The organism is Sphingomonas sp. PAMC 26605 (assembly GCF_000241485.1).
Lineage (GTDB): Bacteria > Pseudomonadota > Alphaproteobacteria > Sphingomonadales > Sphingomonadaceae > Sphingomonas.
The window spans coordinates 1,236,109-1,254,067 of record NZ_JH584241.1; the positions used below are offsets into that span (position 1 = coordinate 1,236,109).

The 17,959-nt window shown below is 66.7% G+C and carries 17 protein-coding genes; 8 read left to right on the forward strand and 9 right to left on the reverse strand.

Annotated elements, in window-relative coordinates:
• Window positions 1-35: 35 nt before the first annotated feature.
• Complete coding sequence (locus RH90_RS05670) at window positions 36-602, reverse strand: carboxymuconolactone decarboxylase family protein (protein ID WP_029625069.1); 567 nt, start codon at window positions 600-602, stop codon at window positions 36-38.
• Between the two features lie 105 nt (window positions 603-707).
• Between RH90_RS05670 and recF the strand changes: the two genes are divergently transcribed.
• From recF to RH90_RS05700, 6 genes are all read left to right on the forward strand, one after another.
• A complete protein-coding gene (gene recF, locus RH90_RS05675; protein WP_010184425.1) occupies window positions 708-1,757 on the forward strand; it encodes a DNA replication/repair protein RecF in 1,050 nt (349 codons plus the stop codon).
• Window positions 1,758-1,842: 85 nt separating this feature from the next.
• Window positions 1,843-2,619 carry an OmpA family protein gene (locus RH90_RS05680; RefSeq protein WP_010184426.1) on the forward strand — a complete coding sequence of 259 codons (777 nt, stop codon included), beginning with the start codon at window positions 1,843-1,845 and terminating at the stop codon, window positions 2,617-2,619.
• Between the two features lie 194 nt (window positions 2,620-2,813).
• Window positions 2,814-3,047 (forward strand): hypothetical protein, encoded by a 234-nt coding sequence (locus RH90_RS05685; protein WP_010184427.1) that lies wholly within the window; start codon window positions 2,814-2,816, stop codon window positions 3,045-3,047.
• On the forward strand, window positions 3,040-3,879 hold the full coding sequence (locus tag RH90_RS05690; protein ID WP_010184429.1) for an SPFH domain-containing protein: 840 nt from the start codon (window positions 3,040-3,042) through the stop codon (window positions 3,877-3,879). Before RH90_RS05685 ends, RH90_RS05690 begins: the two co-directional genes overlap by 8 nt.
• Window positions 3,880-3,965: 86 nt before the next feature.
• The gene (gene gyrB, locus RH90_RS05695) at window positions 3,966-6,482 is read left to right on the forward strand and encodes a DNA topoisomerase (ATP-hydrolyzing) subunit B (RefSeq protein ID WP_010184430.1); all 2,517 of its coding nucleotides are present in this window, start codon (window positions 3,966-3,968) and stop codon (window positions 6,480-6,482) included.
• A 29-nt stretch (window positions 6,483-6,511) separates the two neighbouring features.
• Window positions 6,512-7,279 (forward strand): class I SAM-dependent methyltransferase, encoded by a 768-nt coding sequence (locus tag RH90_RS05700; RefSeq protein WP_010184431.1) that lies wholly within the window; start codon window positions 6,512-6,514, stop codon window positions 7,277-7,279.
• A 53-nt stretch (window positions 7,280-7,332) separates the two neighbouring features.
• Here RH90_RS05700 and RH90_RS05705 read toward each other — a convergent pair whose 3' ends face one another.
• The 7 genes from RH90_RS05705 to RH90_RS05735 form a co-directional block, all read right to left on the reverse strand.
• Entirely contained in the window at window positions 7,333-8,391 is a 1,059-nt protein-coding gene (locus RH90_RS05705; RefSeq protein WP_010184432.1) for a sensor histidine kinase, read from the reverse strand.
• The gene (locus RH90_RS05710; RefSeq protein ID WP_010184433.1) at window positions 8,388-8,837 is read right to left on the reverse strand and encodes a response regulator; all 450 of its coding nucleotides are present in this window, start codon (window positions 8,835-8,837) and stop codon (window positions 8,388-8,390) included. Before RH90_RS05710 ends, RH90_RS05705 begins: the two co-directional genes overlap by 4 nt.
• Entirely contained in the window at window positions 8,834-10,363 is a 1,530-nt protein-coding gene (locus RH90_RS05715; protein ID WP_010184435.1) for a sensor histidine kinase, read from the reverse strand. The genes RH90_RS05710 and RH90_RS05715 overlap by 4 nt, the downstream gene beginning before the upstream one ends.
• An 82-nt stretch (window positions 10,364-10,445) precedes the next feature.
• Window positions 10,446-11,183, reverse strand: a complete 738-nt coding sequence (locus RH90_RS05720; RefSeq protein WP_010184436.1) for an exonuclease domain-containing protein — start codon at window positions 11,181-11,183, stop codon at window positions 10,446-10,448.
• Between the two features lie 228 nt (window positions 11,184-11,411).
• The gene (gene pgmG, locus RH90_RS05725; RefSeq protein ID WP_010184437.1) at window positions 11,412-12,806 is read right to left on the reverse strand and encodes a phosphoglucomutase/phosphomannomutase PgmG; all 1,395 of its coding nucleotides are present in this window, start codon (window positions 12,804-12,806) and stop codon (window positions 11,412-11,414) included.
• 66 nt (window positions 12,807-12,872) lie between these two features.
• Window positions 12,873-13,124 carry a J domain-containing protein gene (locus RH90_RS05730; protein ID WP_010184440.1) on the reverse strand — a complete coding sequence of 84 codons (252 nt, stop codon included), beginning with the start codon at window positions 13,122-13,124 and terminating at the stop codon, window positions 12,873-12,875.
• Entirely contained in the window at window positions 13,124-13,921 is a 798-nt protein-coding gene (locus RH90_RS05735; RefSeq protein ID WP_010184441.1) for a division plane positioning ATPase MipZ, read from the reverse strand. Before RH90_RS05735 ends, RH90_RS05730 begins: the two co-directional genes overlap by 1 nt.
• An 87-nt stretch (window positions 13,922-14,008) precedes the next feature.
• On the opposite strand from RH90_RS05735, the gene panC reads away from it, so the two are divergent.
• A complete protein-coding gene (panC, locus tag RH90_RS05740) occupies window positions 14,009-14,860 on the forward strand; it encodes a pantoate--beta-alanine ligase (protein WP_010184443.1) in 852 nt (283 codons plus the stop codon).
• A 73-nt stretch (window positions 14,861-14,933) separates the two neighbouring features.
• Entirely contained in the window at window positions 14,934-15,230 is a 297-nt protein-coding gene (locus RH90_RS05745; protein WP_010184444.1) for an SEL1-like repeat protein, read from the forward strand.
• 3 nt (window positions 15,231-15,233) lie between these two features.
• Here the strand turns inward: RH90_RS05745 and topA are convergent, their stop codons facing one another.
• On the reverse strand, window positions 15,234-17,864 hold the full coding sequence (topA, locus tag RH90_RS05750) for a type I DNA topoisomerase (protein WP_010184446.1): 2,631 nt from the start codon (window positions 17,862-17,864) through the stop codon (window positions 15,234-15,236).
• Between the last annotated feature and the right edge of the window lie 95 nt (window positions 17,865-17,959).

A 17,959-nucleotide genomic window follows, 5' to 3' on the forward strand; every position in this document is an offset into this window, starting at 1 on the left:
TAAGACGCGACTTTTTCGGAGTCGCGCCGCGCGAGCTACTCGCGTTCGGGAACGGGCACGTTGAAGCCGTTGAGCGTCATCGACACGAGCGCGTACAGGCCGACGAGATAGATCAGCTCGTTGGTGCCATGCTGCCCGAACGTATCGAGCGCGAGCGTGTAGCACGGCTCGGGCAGCACCCCGCCGTTCACCAGCGCGAAGGCGACGTCGTACGCGACGCTTTCCTCAGGCGAGAGATCGCCCGGCTTGATGTTGGCGCACAGCTGCGACAGCCGCTGCGGCGACATCTGCTCCTTTTCGGCGACGGCGACATGCGCGTAGATCTCATACGCCGCATCGAAATGCGCGCCGGTGACGAGGATCGCGATCTGGCGGGGCTTGTCGGCGAGCGTCGCTTGCGCGGTCATCGCCTTTGTCAGCTCCCACACCGCCTTCCCGATCACCGGCTCGTGCAGCCACGGGTTCCACGGTCCGATCAGCGCGCCATTCGCATCGACCGTCTTGAAGGCGCTGAAGCTCGAGGCGATGCCGTGCTTCATATCGTCGTAGAGCGGCTTCTGCGCGTCGGTGAGCTCGGCGGGCGCGATCGGGGGCAAACGCAAGGCGGGTCTCCTTGGAAGATCGATCGGGTAGCGCGTGGCGCGAGCGAAACGTTCCATGACAAAAGGCTAATTGTCTGGCGGAGAAACCGGCTAAGGCGCTCGGCGATGTTGACGCGTCTCGTCCTGACCGATTTTCGAAACCACGCCGATCTGACGATCGCCGCCGGTCCCGGCTTCATCGTGCTGACCGGCGAGAATGGTGCGGGCAAGACCAACGTGCTCGAGGCGGTATCGCTGCTCGCGCCCGGCCGCGGCTTGCGCCGCGCTGCGCTCGGCGAGATGGCGCGGCAGGACGGGGCAGGGGGCTTCGGCGTCGCCGCCGACCTGATCGGCGACGTCGCGATCGCGACGGGAACGCAGGCGTCGGCGCCCGAACGCCGCATCGTCCGTGTGCAGGGATCCCCCGTCGCCGCGACCGCGCTCGCCGAATGGCTGACGGTGCTGTGGCTGACCCCGGCGATGGACCGGCTGTTCGTCGAACCCGCGGGCGAACGCCGCCGCTTCCTCGACCGGCTGACGCTCGCGCTCGCGCCAGGGCATGCGGTCCACGCCAATCGCTACGAAGCCGCGATGCGCGCGCGCAACCGGCTGCTCGCCGATGACCTGCCGCCCGATCGCGAATGGCTGTCGGCGCTCGAAGCGCAGATGGCCGAGCATGGCGCAGCGATCGACGCCGCGCGACGCGACACCGTCGCAGCGCTCACCGAGCGGCTGGCGGGGCAAATCGAGGGGCCGTTCGCGCGCGCCGGGCTGTCGCTCGAGGGGTGGACCGGTGGCGGCGCGACGCTCGCCGCCGATCTTGCGCAGAGCCGCGCGCGCGATGCGGCGGCAGGGCGGACGCTCATCGGGCCGCATCGCAGCGATCTGGCGGTGACGCATCTCGGCAAGAACCAGGCGGCGGGTCTCTGCTCGACCGGCGAACAGAAGGCGCTGCTGCTCGGGATCATCCTGGCGCATGCCGATCTCGTTGCCGAGCGCACCGGCAGCGCACCCGTGCTGCTGCTTGACGAGGTGGCGGCGCATCTCGATCCGGTGCGGCGCGCGGCGCTGTTCGAGCGGCTCGCGGGCAAGGGGCAGGTGTGGATGACCGGGACCGAGGATGCGCTGTTTACCGATCTTGGGCGTGACGCGGTGCGCCTCACGCTCGGCGGCTGAACGCAGGCTTTCAGCGGAACTCACGCCGCGTTCAAGCGACCGGCTGCATCGCTCGCTGTATGGCGGGGGCCATGGAGAGTATCCGATGACGACATTCCGCAAGACCATTCTCGCTGCAACCGCCGCCGCGATCGCGCTCGGCGCGGGCGTTGCCCCCGCATCGGCGCAGGACCGCTGGGACTGGGGGGGCGGGCGCCACGGTGACCGCGAGTATCGCCTGATCGGTGCCGGCGTGCCGATCCTCTATCCCGAACTGCGCGAGACCAATCGCGGGCGCGCGTTCGTGATGCGCAATTTCGACTATAACCGCGACGGCCGCGTCCAGCCGCGCGAGGCCGATGCCGCCAACCGCGCGTTCGCGCAGGTCGCCGGCCCGCGCCGCGACCGTTTCGATTGGGAATCGCGCGACCGTGTCGTCGTCGTCGAGCAGCGTGGCCCGCAGGTCGGCGGCTGGGATCGCGGTGCGATGCGCGGCTATGGCTTCCGCCAGACCGCGCGCGGCGCGATGATGCGGCTCGACGAGGATGTGCTGTTCGCCACCGACAGCGCGGTGCTGCGCCCCGGCGCGATCGACAAATTGCGCACACTTGCCAATTACCTGCGCTCGGAGTCGGGCGTGCGCGTCGCGATCGACGGCTATACCGATTCGCGCGGGACGGATGCGCACAACCAGGCGATGTCCGAGCGGCGTGCCGATGCGGTCCGCACCGCGTTCGACCAGATGGGCGTGACGCGCGCGCGCTTCTCGGTCGTTGGGCACGGCGAGGCCAATCCGGTCGCGCCCAACACCACACCGCAGGGCATGCGCCAGAATCGCCGCGTCGAGGTGACCTTGCTCGGCCAACGCGCCGACCGCTTCTGACCCCAATCACGGCCCCGGCGATCCTCGCCGGGGCCGTTTTTCATCGTGCAGCCAACGCATGCATGATTGCGCTCAGCGGATGCCGATTCGCGTTGTAGCGCCCCCGTAACAAGCAGATATTCCGCCTCGCGCATCCCTTGATGCACTGCGGCCCCGGCATCCTATCGGGGGCGTTTCGAAGGCTCGCTCTTCCCATGAAATCGCTGGATCTGTGGCTCGTCGGCTTTGGCTTGCGCTGCGCGGGGCTGCTCGTCTGCGAGCTGGCCTGTTTCGGCTTCGTCATCCCGACGCTGTTCGACCTGCATAGCGACGTCGCCGATGTCGGCGCCGCGCTGATCGCGCTCGTCGCGCTCGTCGCCGGCTTCCTGTCGGTTACCGCGCTGACGCGCGAATTCACCCTCCTCCTGCTGGACAAGGACCATGACTAGACTCGTTCGTTTCGCCCCCCTGCTGCTGATCCCGTTGATCGCGATCCTGCCGATGAGCTCGTGCAGCCGCGTCGAGCCGGGGCATGTCGGCATCAAGGTCAGCAATTTCGGCAGTTCGGCGGGCGTCGCGGATCATGCGCTCGGCGTCGGCTGGTATTTCACGCCGTTCGGCACCACCATCTTCGAATATCCGATCTATACCTCGACCTATGCCTGGACCAAGTCGGCGACCCAGCAGACCGGCGTCGACGAGGAATTCCCCTTCCAGGATCGCAACGGGTTGAACCTTTCGGCCGACGTGTCGGTGGCGTACCGTGTCGATCCGGTGAAGGCGCCGATCCTGTTCCAGAAATACCGGATCGACATGGCGGGGATCGTCGCGGGGCCGCTCCGCAATGCGGTGCGCAGCGCACTCAACGAGGAAGCGGCCGGGCTTGGCGTAGAGGAGATCTACGGCCCCAAGAAAGCGGCGTTGTTGTCCAAGGTGCAGCGCGACGTCGATCGGTACTTTGAACCCGTCGGCCTGCATGTCGAGCAGCTCTATTGGGCGTCCAACATCCGCGTGCCCGATCAGGTGCTCAACCAGATCAACACCAAGATCGCCAACGAGCAGGCGGCACTTGCCGCGCAGGCGAATGTCGCTACGGTCAAAGCCAATGCCGACGCGCGGATCGCCGAGGCCGAGGGCAAGGCGAAATCCTCGCAGATCGAGGGCGATGCGCTGCGTGCCAACCCCGAGATCCTGCGCCAGCGCGCGATCGAGAAATGGGACGGCAAATTGCCGACCTATAGCGGTGGCGGCGGGCAATTGCCTTTCATCATGGGCAAGTGAAGCGCATCCGGCCCGGGACGCCGAGTCCCGGGCCGGAAAGTGCCATTTTGCTTCCGTTTTCCGGCCGTCGACCCTATATGCTCGGCATGGCAGAAGACCCCAATACAAATGATTACGGCGCCGACTCGATCAAGGTGCTCAAAGGCCTCGACGCAGTCCGCAAGCGTCCCGGCATGTATATCGGCGATACCGACGACGGCTCGGGCCTCCACCACATGGTGTTCGAGGTTTCCGACAATGCGATCGACGAAGCGCTCGCCGGGCATTGCGACCGGATCGACATCACGCTGAACGCCGACGGCTCGGTCTCGGTCGAGGATAACGGCCGCGGGATCCCGACCGGCATCCACACCGAGGAAGGCGTGTCCGCAGCCGAGGTCATCATGACCCAGCTCCACGCCGGCGGTAAGTTCGAGAACACGTCGGACGACAACGCGTACAAGGTTTCCGGCGGCCTGCACGGCGTCGGCGTCTCGGTCGTCAATGCGCTCAGCGAATGGCTCGACCTGACGATCTTCCGCGACGAGCAGGAGCATTACATGCGCTTCGCGTTCGGCGATGCCGTCGCGCCGCTCAAGATCGTCGGCCCCGCGCCCGGCAAGAAGGGGACGCGCGTCACCTTCTTCCCGAGCCCTGCCACCTTCAAGATCACCGAATTCGACTTCGACAAGCTCGAGCATCGCTACCGCGAGCTCGCCTTCCTCAATTCGGGCGTGCGGCTGTATCTCAACGATGCGCGCCATGCCGATTTGAAGACGGTCGAGCTCTATTACGAGGGCGGGATCGCCGCGTTCGTGAAGTACCTCGATCGCAACAAGGTGCCGCTCATGCCCGAGCCGGTGGCGATCTCGGGAACGCGCGACGACGTGACGATCGACGTCGCGCTCGAGTGGAACGATTCGTATTACGAGAACGTCCTCGCCTTCACCAACAACATCCCGCAGCGCGACGGCGGCACGCACATGGCGGCGTTCCGCGCGGCGATGACGCGCACGCTCAACAATTATGCCGAGAAATCGGGGCTCCTCAAGAAGGAGAAGGTCACGCTGACCGGCGACGACATGCGCGAAGGGCTGACCGCGATCGTCTCGGTCAAGCTGCCCGATCCCAAGTTCAGCTCGCAGACTAAGGACAAGCTCGTCTCGTCCGAAGTGCGCCAGCCGCTCGAATCGCTGATGGCCGACAAACTGGCAGAATGGCTGGAAGAAAACCCCGCGCACGGCAAGGCGATCGTCGCCAAGATCATCGACGCCGCCGCCGCACGCGAAGCCGCCAAGAAGGCGCGCGAGCTGACGCGGCGCAAAGGCGTGATGGACATCGCCTCGCTGCCGGGCAAGCTCGCCGACTGCCAGGAGCGCGATCCCGCCAAGTCCGAGCTGTTCCTGGTCGAGGGTGACTCGGCCGGCGGTTCGGCCAAGCAGGGCCGCGACCGCCATTTCCAGGCGATCCTGCCGTTGCGCGGGAAAATCCTCAACGTCGAGCGCGCGCGCTTCGACCGGATGCTGTCGTCGAAGGAGATCGGCACGCTGATCCAGGCGATGGGCACCGGCATCGGCCGCGACGATTTCAACGTCGAGAAGCTGCGCTACCACAAGATCGTCATAATGACCGACGCAGACGTCGACGGCGCGCATATCCGTACGCTGCTGCTGACCTTCTTCTACCGCCAGATGCCCGAGATCATCACCGGCGGCCACCTCTACATCGCGCAGCCGCCGCTCTACAAAGCGACGCGTGGGCGCTCGGAAGTGTATCTCAAGGACGATAGCGCGCTCGACGAATATCTCGTCGAGGCGGGAGTTGCCGGCACCGTGCTCGAGGGCGTGCAGGGCGGTTCGCGCTCGGGGCAGGATCTGCGGATGCTGGTCGATCATGCGCGGCGGATGCGCACGCTGATGCGCTACATCCCGCGGCGCTACGATCCGACGATCGTCGAGGCGCTGGCGATGGGTGGTGCGCTCGACCCGGCGCTTGATCTCGAGGCGCGGCGCGACGTCGTCGTCCAAGTCGTGCGCGGGCTCGATGCCGGCGATCCCGAGGCGCGCTGGTCGGCGCGGCTCGCCGAGGATGGCGGCTTCCATGTCGAGCGCGTGTGGCGCGGCGTGACCGATCATCACATCATCGAAGGCGCCTTCCTCAGCTCGGCCGAAGCGCGCAAGCTGCACGGCCTCGCGGTCGAGCAGCAGGAAGCCTACGAACAGACCGCACGGATCGTCTCGTCCAAGGCAGCGGCGGCAGCGCAGGCCGAAGCCGATGCGGCCGAGGATGAAACGGCGGCAACCGAGGCGCCCGCCCAGGCGCCGGTGGCGACCGCCGCCAAGGGTTCGACGATGGTCGCACGCCCCTCGCAGCTGCTCGACGCGATCCTCGCCGCGGGCCGCAAGGGCCTGGCGATCCAGCGCTACAAGGGTCTTGGCGAGATGAACGCCGAGCAATTGTGGGAGACGACGCTCGATCCGCAGGTCCGCTCGATGCTCCGCGTCGAGATCGAACAGGCCGATGTCGCCGACGAGATCTTCACGCGGCTGATGGGCGACGTGGTCGAGCCGCGGCGCGAATTTATTCAGGAGAATGCGCTGAACGTCGCCAATCTCGACGTCTAGCGGGGGCATCACACGAGGGGAGACGGGACATGCGAGCATTTCTGACGGGCGTGGCGGCAACGGCGTTGATCGCAACGGTAGCAACGGCGGCCGGGGTCCCGGCTTCGGTGCACAATGCGAAGCAGACGCAGAAGGCGGTCGCGACCGCGCTCGCCAGCCCCGCGCGGGCCGATCAGGCGGCCGACGACGCGCGGCGCAAGGCGGCCGAAGTGCTTGCTTTCTCCGGCGTCGGCCCAGGCGACGAGGTGCTCGATTTCCTGCCGGGCGCCGGCTATTGGACGCGGATCTTCTCCGGCGTGGTCGGCCCGACGGGCCATGTCTATGCGATCTGGCCGGCGGCGGGTGCGAAATACGCGGTCAAGGCCGCCCCCGCGCTCGAAGCGCGGCATATGCCGAACGTGACCGTCAAGGTGCTCGGCGCGGGCGTGGTCGCGGCATCCGAGCCGGTCGATCTGGTCTGGACCGTCCAGAACTATCACGACGTCCCGAACAACGGCGTGGGCGAAGCGGGCCTTGCGGTGATGAACGCCGAAGCGTTCAGGGCGCTCAAGCCCGGTGGGACCTATATCGTGATCGATCATGCCGATGCGCCGGGAACGGGTCTCGCCGGCACCGAAACCAAGCACCGCATCGACCCCGCAATGGTCAAGGCCGAAATCGTCAAGGCCGGCTTCCAGTTCGTCGGCGAGAGCGACGTGCTGCGCAACCCGGCGGACGATCACAGCGCCAATGTGTTCGACCCGGCAATCCGCGGCAAGACCGACCAGTTCGTCTTCAAGTTCCGCAAACCGCGCTGAGCAACTTCGTCGTCCCGGATCAGATCCGGGAGGACGGCGCCGCGCGTGGTGTCCTAATCGAGCGCAGCGCGAAGCGTCGCGCGGACGCCGGTGCGGCTCGCCGTGTCGTATTCGACGATCGTCTGCAGGCTCTGCGCCATCGCGCGGATCAGTTTTGTCCCGACGCCGGTGCCTCGCGGCGCGGCGTCGGTGACCATACCGACCCCGTCATCCTCGACCGCGAGGCGAAAATGCCCGTCGCCATCATCGGTCAGCGAGACGCGCACCTCGCCGCCGCTCGTCGGATAGGCGTATTTGCAGGCGTTGCTGACGAGCTCAGTGACGATCACGCCGAGCGACACAGCGCGATCGGTCGAAAGGCGGATCGACTCGGCGGCAAGCGACAGCACGCGCGGCGCCGCCGGCGTCGACCAGGTCTCGCCCAGTTCATCGACCAAAGCGCCGAGATATTCGCGCATGTCGACCTGCTCGACATCGTTGCTGGTGTAGAGCCGGCGATGCACCTGCGCGATCGCGGCGATCCGCCGCTGCGTATCCTCGAGCGCGAGCCGGGCATTCTCGTCGGCGAGCGCGGTCGATTGCATCCGCACCATCGCCGAGACGATCTGGAGCGAATTGGCGACGCGGTGGTTGACCTCGCGCAGCAGCGCCTCGAGCCGGGCATTGCTCGCGCGCAACTGATCCTCGGCGGCGGCCTTGTCGCGTTCGAGCGCGGCGCGCTCGAGCACCTGGCCGAAGGCGCTCGCCAGCAGATCGAAGAAATCGGTGCCGACGGTCTTCACGACATAATCGGCGGCGCCCGCTTTGAGCGCAGCGACCGCAATGCGCCCCTCTTCGGAGCCGGTGACATAGACGACCGGCGGCATTCCCGGCAGAATCCGCAACCGCTCGAGCGTCTCGAGCCCGTCCATTCCCGGCATGTAATGATCGACTGCGATCAGGTCGAACGGACGCCCCTCGGCGACCGCCGCCTGGGCGAGCGCAATCCCCTCGGCGCCGCCCTCGGCGACGGTGAGCGTATAGCCGTAGCGCGCGAGCGTGCGGACGGCGAGGCGGCGCAGACCCGCATCGTCGTCGATATAGAGGATCGCGGCGCCCGCGGCCTGGTTCACCCCTCGGGCTCGATGTCTGGGACCTGGATCACCGAAAGGAACAGGCCGAGCTGGCGGATCGCGGTCGCAAAGCTCTCATAGTTGACCGGCTTGGTGATGTAGACGTTGCAGCCGAGATCGTAGCAGCGCTGGATCTCGACCTTGTCGTCGGTCGTGGTCAGCACGACGACGGGGGTCCGGCGCAGCGGGCCATCGGTCGACTTGATCTTCGCCAGGATGTCGGTCCCGCTCATATCGGGCAGGTTGAGATCGAGCAGCACCAGCGCGGGCCCGTTGCGCTGCGGGCCGTCCGCGCTGTTGAACAGGTAATCGAGCGCGGTCGTGCCGTCGGTGAAATGCGTGATCGCATTCAGGATGCCCGCGCGACGGATGTTCTTCTCGATCAGGCGCGCATGCCCCTCATCGTCCTCGATCATCACGATGCTGACGCTCTTATGATCGGTCATCTCTGGGTTTCCCGCGTGTCTGCAGTGTTGGGATCGACGAAGATCTTGGGCAGATTCAACCGGAAGGTCGTCCCCCGCCCGAGTTCCGACGTCACGTCGATAACGCCGCCAAGGCGATACGCCAAGGCGCGGACATGCGCGAGCCCAATCCCTTCGCCCGGCTGATCCTGATTGCCCGCGCGGCGGAACAGGTCGAACACGCGCTGGTGATCGTTCGGCGCGATGCCACGGCCATTGTCCTCGAACTCGAAGGTGACGCGCTTGCCGTGCGTCTTGCCGCGCACCACGATATGCCCGGGGCGATCCGGGCTGAGATATTTGACGGCATTCTCGATCAGGTTCGAAAAGATCTGCTCGATCGCCAGTCGGTCGCTGACGAGGGCGGGGAGCGGGGCCTCGATCACCAGCGTCGCGCCGCGCGCTTCGATCTGCGTCTGCAGGCTCGCCTCGATCGCCTCGACCATCGCGGTGACGTCGAGCCGTTGCGGCGCGATGACGCGGCGGCCTTCGCGCGACAGTTTGAGGATCGCGTTGATCAGCCGGTCCATCTTCTGCGTCGAGGTGCGGATGAAGCTGATCGCCTCGGGCAGATCTTCGCGCGCTGCGAGCCGGGCATCCTCGGTGACGATCTCAGGCGCGCTGGCTTCGGCGCGATCGATCAGTGCGCCGATCTCGGCGGTCGCGCTCTCGAGCTCGGCGGTAAAGCCCATCACGTTGACCAGTGGGCTGCGCAGATCGTGGCTGACGATATAAGCGAAGCGCTGGATCTCCTCGTTCGCGCGCGTCAGATCGGCGGTCCGCTCCTGGACCTGCTCCTCGAGCGTATCAGCGAAATCGCGCAACGCGTCGCGCGAGGCGGCAAGGTCGCGCGTGTAGCGCAGCATGGTCAGCAACGTTGCCGCCGCTACGAGCACGAGCAACAGGCCGGCAATCGCGAGCGTGGCATAGAAGATCCGCACGCTGGCCTGTTGCGCGGCATCGCGGATCGCAAGCAGGCGTTGCTCCTCGGCAATCATCGCGTCGGCGCGCGCGCGCAGCACGAGCATCCGGCGGGCATTGCTCTCGCCTTGGAACAGCGTCACGGCGCGCTCGCGGTCGCCGCTCTGCGTCAGCGCGATGGTCTGCTCGCGCTGCTGCGCGAGCGCGTCGATCAATGTGCGTAAGATGCCGATGTTGCGTTGCTGGCGCGGGTTGTCGTGCGTGAGCGCCGTGATCCGGTCGAGCTTGGCGGGCAGCTGCGCCATCGTCTTGCGATAGGTTTCGAGATAGGCCGGCTTGGCGGTCAGCAGATAGCCGCGCCGCGCGGTTTCGCTCTGCTCGATCAGGATCCGCGCGCGACCGATCGCGAGTTCGACCTCATAGGTATGGTTGACGTCGCGCGTGTGGCCTTCGTTCTGCGACGTCGACCAGGCGGCGGCGATACCGGCGGCAATCAAGGCCGCGAAGCCAAGCGCCATCGCGGCGACGAGGAACCGGCCCATCCGCCCCTCGCTGACACCGAAAACGAGGGGAAAACGCTCGAACATCGCTACGTCCTTACGCAGCGACAACAAAAATGACCAGTCTGGCTGACTTGACCGAAATCAAGTTTGCTCGATCATATGCGCGTCAATTGTGTGATCCGGTGCCATGCCGACGCGCGAGCTCGGTCTCTGCGGTGAAACGCACGTCCTCGTCGCGGTCGCCGAGCATGATGGCGAGCGAATCGTCGCTGAGCTCGTCCCAATCCTTGCCGCGATCGGGCCCGGGACGGATCACGCGCGGGAGCAGGCCGGGGACGCTCGACCACGCAATCAGCTGTTCAGGCCCGACCAGGTTAAGCATGTCGCGCAGATGGAAGGCGGTGACATAGGCGTCGGGAAAGGCGCGGTGCGCGGGCAGGCCGCGTTCATGCTCGAGGCCTTCGGGCTTGCGCCAATAGCGCAGCATCTGGTTCGAGAAGCTCGGCGTATCGGGCCACAGCCGCAGCGCGCATTTCCAGGTGCAGATCCACGGCGCGTCGCGCGTCAGCGCGGGCGTGCAGAATTTCTCCTCGGCGGCCGAGCGATGCGCGGCGAGCGCGACGCGGCGCGGGTAGGGATCGAGCACGCCGCGCGCGACATCGTGCCAGAACGGCGCGTCGGCGACCTGTTCATCGAGGATATGGTGGATCGCCTGTGTCAGCGGCGGGATCGGGCGGCCGGGATTGACGAGCCGCGATCCGCCCTCGCCCGCGATCTCCCAGCGGCCGTCCTTGCCGAGCGCGACGTCCTGCCAGCCGATCTCGCACACGCCGTGGAGCGGCGGCGCTTCGCCGGTGGTTTCGAGATCGATGACGCGGATGATCTGGGGGGGCGGGGGAGGCATCGCGTCTAGGTGGCGTGTTCTCGGGTGGATTGCGAGCGGAGAAGAAGGTTTGTTCGCGCGGAGGCGCGGAGGACGCGGAGGTGTTTCGCGGGCTGCGCGGTCTCGCGTCCAACGCTACCGGTGCGCCTCAGCCACTATTCCCGTCCGAACATGTTCTGCGGCGCGGAAGAGGCTGGCACGCGCGCAACCCCTCCGCGTCCTCCGCGCCTCCGCGCGAACAAAACCTTCTTAATGCCCCGCCCGCGCCCCGCGCACGATGCCGCTTTTGCCGAGCTGATCGTCGATCATGCCCAACAAGCGGTCGAGCGCGGCCTGATCGGTCGCCTCGGCGCGCGCGACGAGCACGTCCTGCGTGTTCGAGGCACGGAGCAGCCACCAGCCGTCGGGTGTGGTGACACGCGCGCCGTCGGTGGAATCGACCTCGGCGCCTTCGGCCTCGAGCCGGGCGAGCACTTCTTCGACGACCGCGACCTTGCGGCTCTCCTCGACCTGGAAGCGCAGTTCGGGGGTGTTGACGAGTTCGGGCATCGCGCCGCGCAATTCGGTCATCGAGCGGCCGCTCAGATGTGCCGCGCGGATCAGCCGGACGGCGGCGTAATGCGCGTCGTCAAAGCCGTAGAATTCGTGCGCGAAGAAGATGTGGCCGCTCATCTCGCCCGCGAGCGGACTGCCGGTTTCCTTCATCTTCATCTTCATCAGGCTATGCCCGGTCTTCCACATCAGCGGTTTGCCGCCGAGCGACTCGACGCGGTCGAACAGCATTTGCGAGGCCTTTACATCGGCGATGATTGTCGCACCCGGAAGCTCCTTGAGCACAGGCTCGGCCAGAATGGAGAGAATCTGGTCGCCCCAAATCACGCGGCCCTGGCCGTCGATCGCGCCGATCCGGTCGCCGTCGCCGTCGAACGCCACTCCGAAATCGAGCTGCTTCTCGGCGACGAGGCGCTTGAGATCGGCGAGATTCGCTTCTTCGGTAGGATCGGGATGATGGTTGGGAAAATTGCCATCGACTTGGGTGAACAGCAGATGATGCTCACCCGGCAGGAGCTTGACGAGCTTCTCGATGATCGGGCCCGACACGCCATTGCCCGCATCCCAACCGATCTTGTAGCTGCCGCCGGCATAGCCCGCGACGAGGCGGCCGACATAATCGTCCTCGATATCGAAGGTCGAAACCGTGCCGCGATCCTCGGCCTCGACCGTGTCCCAGTCGCCGTCCGCGGCCATTTGACCCAGCGCTTGAATATCGGCGCCAAAAAATGGCGCGTGCTGCAGCACCATCTTGAAGCCGTTATAATCGGCGGGATTGTGGCTGCCGGTTATCTCGATGCCGCCATCCACTTCTAGCGTCGCCTCGGCGTAGTAGAGCATCGGCGTCGGACCACGGCCGATCCGCACCACGTCGATCCCGACCGCGACGAGCCCTTCGATCACCGCCGCCTCGAGCATCGGCGAGGAGAGGCGCCCGTCATAGCCGACCGCGACACGGCGGCCGCCGGCGCGGCGCACGCGCGTGCCGAAACCGCGGCCGATCGCAGCGGCGTCGGCCTCGCCCAGCGTTTTCCCGACGATCCCGCGAATGTCATATTCACGCAGCGAGGTCGGATCGAAACGGTGCGTCATGCGGGCTCCTGCGATACTGGCTCTGCCCCAAGCCGCGAGCGGCGAAAAGGTTCAGATTTCCGAATATTAGCGCCGCAGCAGTACGTCGCGCGCAGCGTTGATCCGACGAGTCAGATCGGCCGAGCCGCCTCTATCGGGATGGACGGCAGCGACGAGCCGCCGATGTGCCGCGCGGATCGTCGCTTCGTCGGCCCCCGCGCCGACGCCGAGCACGGCGCGTGCCTCGGCCTCGCCGACCCGCGGCGCGGGTTTGGGCCGAGGACGCAGCAACAGCCAGCCGCCGATGAGGATCGCGGCGATGAGGAGCAATTTGCCCATCAGACGAGGAGCGGCGGGACGGTCTCGGGCAGAGCGAGCGCGCCCATCATCTCGCGCAACTCCTGCCGCGCGGCGACATGCGCCAGCCCCATCGACCCGAACTCGCCCGAGTCGAGCATCGTCAGGCCGGCGGGGAACAGTTCGCGATAGATCACGCGTTCGCCCAGACCCGGCACGATGCGGAAGCCGACACGCTTGGCGAGCTGGTCGAGCGCTTCGGACACGCGGCGCATGTTGCGCGCCTCGATATGCTGGACGCGGTTGCGCAGCACGACCCAGTCGATCGTCGAGCCGTCGGCCTTGGCGCGGATCTTCCGCGCGTCCCAGATCAGCTCGGCATAGAAGCTCGGCCGCGTGACCTTGTAGGTCTCGGGATGGACCTGGCCGATCAGGTCGAAATCGACGAAACTGTCGTTCATCGGCGTGACGAGTGTATCGGCGCGGCTCGCCGCCGCGAGCCGCGCGAACGGGTCGTCGCGGCCGGGCGTGTCGATCACCAGGAAGTCGGCGCCCTGCGAGAGCGACTCGAACACGTCGCTGAAGCGGTCGTCGCTCTCGCCGTCATGCGTCGCATGGCGCGGAATCGGCAGCTCGCGCCCGGTGCGCTGTACCGTTGCGGCACGATTGTCGAAATAGCGCCCCATCGTGCGCTGGCGATGATCGAGGTCGAACGCGGCGACCTGCGCGCCGCGCGCCTGCAGCGCGATCGCGACATGGACCGCGGTCGTCGATTTGCCCGTGCCGCCTTTTTCGTTGGCAAAGACAATGATATGTGGCTTTCGCGCAGCAGTCGCCAACGTGGTCGCTTCCCGTCTTGTTCGGTGGGGGCGAGCCTCATAGAAGGCGCGCCCGATCCCAGCGTCTTTACCGAAGGGCACCGACCCGTGCAAACCATCCGTACCCTCGAAGCGCTCCGTTCCGGGATTGGCGCCCTGCGCGAGGGCGGCGCGAGCATCGCGCTCGTGCCGACGATGGGCGCGCTCCATGCCGGGCACCTCGCCTTGATCGAGGCGGCGAAGCGGCCGGGGCGCAAGGTCGTCGCGTCGATCTTCGTCAATCCGACGCAGTTCGGGCCGAACGAGGATCTGTCGCGCTATCCACGACGCGAGACGGCGGACGCGCGGATGCTGACCGAGGCGGGCTGCGACCTGTTGTGGATGCCGCCGGTCGAGGTGATGTATCCGACAGGTTTCGCCACCAAGATTTCGGTGTCGGGAGTGAGCGAAGGGCTCGACGGGATTTCGCGGCCCGGGCATTTCGACGGCGTCGCGACGGTCGTCGCCAAACTGTTCAACCAGGTCCGGCCCGATGTCGCCTTGTTCGGCGAGAAGGATTTCCAGCAGCTCGCGGTGATCCGCCAGATGGTCGCCGATCTCGATTTCGGGATCGAGATCCAGGGCGTGCCGACACAGCGCGACGATGACGGGCTCGCGCTGTCGTCGCGCAACATCTATCTCGACGATGCGCAGCGCGTAGCCGCGGTCGCGCTGCCACGTGCGCTCGGGGTCGCCGCCAAGGCGATCGCGCGCGGCGACGATGCCGAGAGCGCGCTGGCGAGCGCGCGCGAGGCGCTGATCGCGGCGGGGTTCGTGGTCGATTATCTCGAGCTGGTCGATGCCACGACACTTACGCCGGGGACCGATCCCGACCGCGCGCGCCGGCTCGTCGCCGCAGCGAAGATCGGTGCGACGCGGCTGATCGACAATCTCGCCGTACCACCGCGCGATCATGCCTAATCGCCGTTAACCATTTGTTGAGATCGCTGCGGCATGGTCGTCTCAACAGAAATGGTTAACGGGGGTTTACGACATGGCCACGAGCCTGAAGCACGCACAATTCCTGACCGACAGTCGGGTCGCCGACGCAGCACTTGGCGATGCCGACGCCTGCTATGAACTCGGCATGGTCTATTCGAGCGGCGCCGCCGGTATCGGTGTCGACCTGATCGAGGCGCATAAATGGTTCAACCTCGCCGCCGTCGCGGGCAGCGAAATCGCCAAGGACTGCCGCCGCGACATCGCCGAGGACATGACTGCGCGCGAGATCGCCGCCGCCCAGGCCGCGGCGCGTGCCGTGCTCGTCAGCCGGCAGCGCCGCGCGGCTTGATCCTCACTCCGCCGCTGCCGCGACTTTCTTGGCAGGGGCTTTCTTTGCCGCAGGCTTCTTCGCGGGTGCCTTCTTGACGGCTGGCGCGCTCGCCGCGGCTGCTTCCGCCGCAGGCTTCTTGGCTGCCGCTTTCTTGGCCGGCGCCTTCTTTGCCGCTGGCTTCTTCTTGCCCTTGGCCGGCGGTGCCGCCGCCGCGCGCGCGTCGATCAGCTGCGCCGCTTCCTCGAGCGTCAGCGCATCCTTTTCGATCGACTTGGGCAAAGTCGCATTGGTCGTGCCGTCGGTGACGTACGCACCGTAGCGGCCTTCCATCAGCTTGATCTCGGCTTCGGTGCGCGGATGCGGCCCGAGCACTTTCAGCGGCGCCTGCGCGCCGCGCTGTTGACGCCCACCACCCGCCGCTGCCTCGGCGAGCTTGACCACAGCCGCATTCATGCCGGTTTCGAACACGTCGTCGGTCGAGGTCAGCCGGGCATATTTGCCGGCATGCTTCAGATACGGACCATAGCGACCGATCGCCGCGGTGATGGGCTCGCCGGTTTCGGGATGCGTGCCGATCGTGCGCGGCAGCGACAGCAGCTTCAGCGCCCATTCGAGATCGAGCTCGCCAATGTCCTTCGGGATCGACGCCATCTTGCGCGTCTCGCCCTCGCCGATCTGGATATACGGTCCGAACCGCCCCGATTTGCGCTCAACCGGCAGACCGGTCACCGGGTCGTTGCCGAGCGCCTCCGGCCCGGTATCGACGCCCTCGCCATCCGCGCCGGGCTGGCCGAAGCGGCGGGTGTATTTGCACTCGGGATAGTTGGAGCAAGCCACGAACGCGCCGAACTTGCCGCCGCGCAAGGCGAGATGGCCCTTGCCGCAATTCGGGCACAGCCGCGGGTCGCTGCCGTCGGCCTGCGCCGGGAAGAGATAGGGCTCAAGGAACTTGTCGAGCTCGGCGGTCACTTCGGACGGCTTCTGCTCCATCACCTCGGTGGTGCGCGGCTTGAAATCGCGCCAGAACGCCTCGAGCACGGCTTGCCATTCGGCGCGCCCGCCCGAGACCTCGTCGAGCTCGTCCTCGAGGCCAGAGGTGAAATCGTAACTCACATATTTCTCGAAGAAGCGTTCGAGGAACGCCGTTACCAGGCGGCCCGATTCCTCGGCGAAGAAGCGGTTCTTCTCGACGCGGACGTACTCGCGGTCCTTCAAGGTCTTGATGATCGAGGCATAGGTCGACGGGCGGCCGATGCCGAGCTCTTCGAGGCGCTTGACCAGCGAGGCTTCGGAGAAGCGCGGCGGCGGCTGGGTGAAGTGCTGCTCGGCGCTCACCCCCTTCTTGGCGGGGGCGTCGCCTTCGCGCAGCCGCGGCAGGCGGCGCGCGTCCTCGTCCTGCGTGTCGTCCGAGCCCTCTTCGTAGAGCGCGAGATAGCCGGGGAAGAGCACGACCTGGCCGGTGGCGCGCAAGCCCGTCTGGCCGGTGCCGTCGAGCATCTCGACCGTGGTGCGCTCCATCCGCGCCGACGCCATCTGGCTGGCGAGCGCGCGCTTGAAGATCAGGTCGTAGAGCCGCGCATGGTCGCCGCCGCCGGCCTTGTCCTTGCCGAAGTCGGTCGGGCGGATCGCTTCGTGCGCTTCCTGCGCGTTCTTCGCCTTGGTCTGGTAGACGCGCGGCTTGTCGGGGACGTAGCTCGCATCATAGCGGTTGGCGACCGCGAGCCGCGCGGCCGAGATCGCGCTCGAATCCATCTGCACGCCGTCGGTCCGCATATAGGTGATCGCGCCGTCCTCGTAGAGCCCCTGCGCGATCCGCATCGTGTGATCGGCCGAGAAGCCGAGTTTCCGCGAGGCCTCCTGCTGCAGCGTCGAGGTGGTGAAGGGCGGCGGCGGATTGCGCGTCGCGGGCTTCACTTCGACGGTCTGGACGGTGAAGGCGCCGCTCTCGACCGCGGCCTTGGCGCGCATCGCGGTGCCCTCTTCGCCGATCGACAGGCGGTCGAGCTTCTTGCCCTCGAACTGGACGAGGCGCGCCTGGAAGGGCGTGCCGTCCTGCTCCATGTCGGCGGTGACCGACCAATATTCCTGCGCGCGGAAGGCTTCGATCTCGCGCTCTCTCGAGACGATCAGGCGCAGCGCGACCGACTGGACGCGCCCCGCCGACTTGGCGCCGGGCAGCTTGCGCCACAGCACCGGCGAAAGCGTGAAGCCGACGAGATAATCGAGCGCACGGCGCGCACGGTAGGCGTCGATCAGGTCGGTATCGAGCTCGCGCGGATGCTTCATCGCCTCGGTCACCGTCGCCTTGGTGATCGCGTTGAAGGTGACGCGCTGGACGTCCTTGGGGAGCGCCTTGCGGTTGCGCAGCACTTCCTGGACGTGCCAGCTGATCGCCTCGCCCTCGCGATCGGGATCGGTCGCGAGGATCAGGCGGTCGGCGGTCTTGGCGAGATCGGTGATCGCCTTCAACTGCTTGGTCTTGTCGGCGTAATTCTCCCACTCCATCGCGAAGTCCGCGTCGGGGTTCACCGATCCGTCCTTGGGCGGCAGATCGCGGACATGGCCGTAGCTCGCGAGCACGCGATAGTCAGAACCGAGATATTTCTCGATGGTCTTCGCCTTGGCGGGCGATTCTACGATGACAAGCTGCATGGTGGTTCAAAGCGTCCTTACGTGTACGCGCGAGGATGGGGAGGCGAAGGCAGCCGCGTCAAGCCGTGGCAGAAGCCCGGCTCGCCCGCGCAAAA

What these genes read in the sequence shown, in the direction of transcription:
- recF (WP_010184425.1), top strand. Translation starts at nt 708, where the DNA reads ATGTTGACGCGTCTCGTCCTGACCGATTTTCGAAACCACGCCGATCTG.
- RH90_RS05690 (WP_010184429.1), top strand. Translation starts at nt 3,040, where the DNA reads ATGACTAGACTCGTTCGTTTCGCCCCCCTGCTGCTGATCCCGTTGATC.
- RH90_RS05745 (WP_010184444.1), top strand. Translation starts at nt 14,934, where the DNA reads ATGGCCACGAGCCTGAAGCACGCACAATTCCTGACCGACAGTCGGGTC.
- RH90_RS05685 (WP_010184427.1), top strand. Translation starts at nt 2,814, where the DNA reads ATGAAATCGCTGGATCTGTGGCTCGTCGGCTTTGGCTTGCGCTGCGCG.
- topA (WP_010184446.1), bottom strand. Translation starts at nt 17,864, where the DNA reads ATGCAGCTTGTCATCGTAGAATCGCCCGCCAAGGCGAAGACCATCGAG.
- RH90_RS05710 (WP_010184433.1), bottom strand. Translation starts at nt 8,837, where the DNA reads ATGACCGATCATAAGAGCGTCAGCATCGTGATGATCGAGGACGATGAG.
- gyrB (WP_010184430.1), top strand. Translation starts at nt 3,966, where the DNA reads ATGGCAGAAGACCCCAATACAAATGATTACGGCGCCGACTCGATCAAG.
- RH90_RS05720 (WP_010184436.1), bottom strand. Translation starts at nt 11,183, where the DNA reads ATGCCTCCCCCGCCCCCCCAGATCATCCGCGTCATCGATCTCGAAACC.
- pgmG (WP_010184437.1), bottom strand. Translation starts at nt 12,806, where the DNA reads ATGACGCACCGTTTCGATCCGACCTCGCTGCGTGAATATGACATTCGC.
- RH90_RS05730 (WP_010184440.1), bottom strand. Translation starts at nt 13,124, where the DNA reads ATGGGCAAATTGCTCCTCATCGCCGCGATCCTCATCGGCGGCTGGCTG.
- RH90_RS05700 (WP_010184431.1), top strand. Translation starts at nt 6,512, where the DNA reads ATGCGAGCATTTCTGACGGGCGTGGCGGCAACGGCGTTGATCGCAACG.
- RH90_RS05680 (WP_010184426.1), top strand. Translation starts at nt 1,843, where the DNA reads ATGACGACATTCCGCAAGACCATTCTCGCTGCAACCGCCGCCGCGATC.
- RH90_RS05715 (WP_010184435.1), bottom strand. Translation starts at nt 10,363, where the DNA reads ATGTTCGAGCGTTTTCCCCTCGTTTTCGGTGTCAGCGAGGGGCGGATG.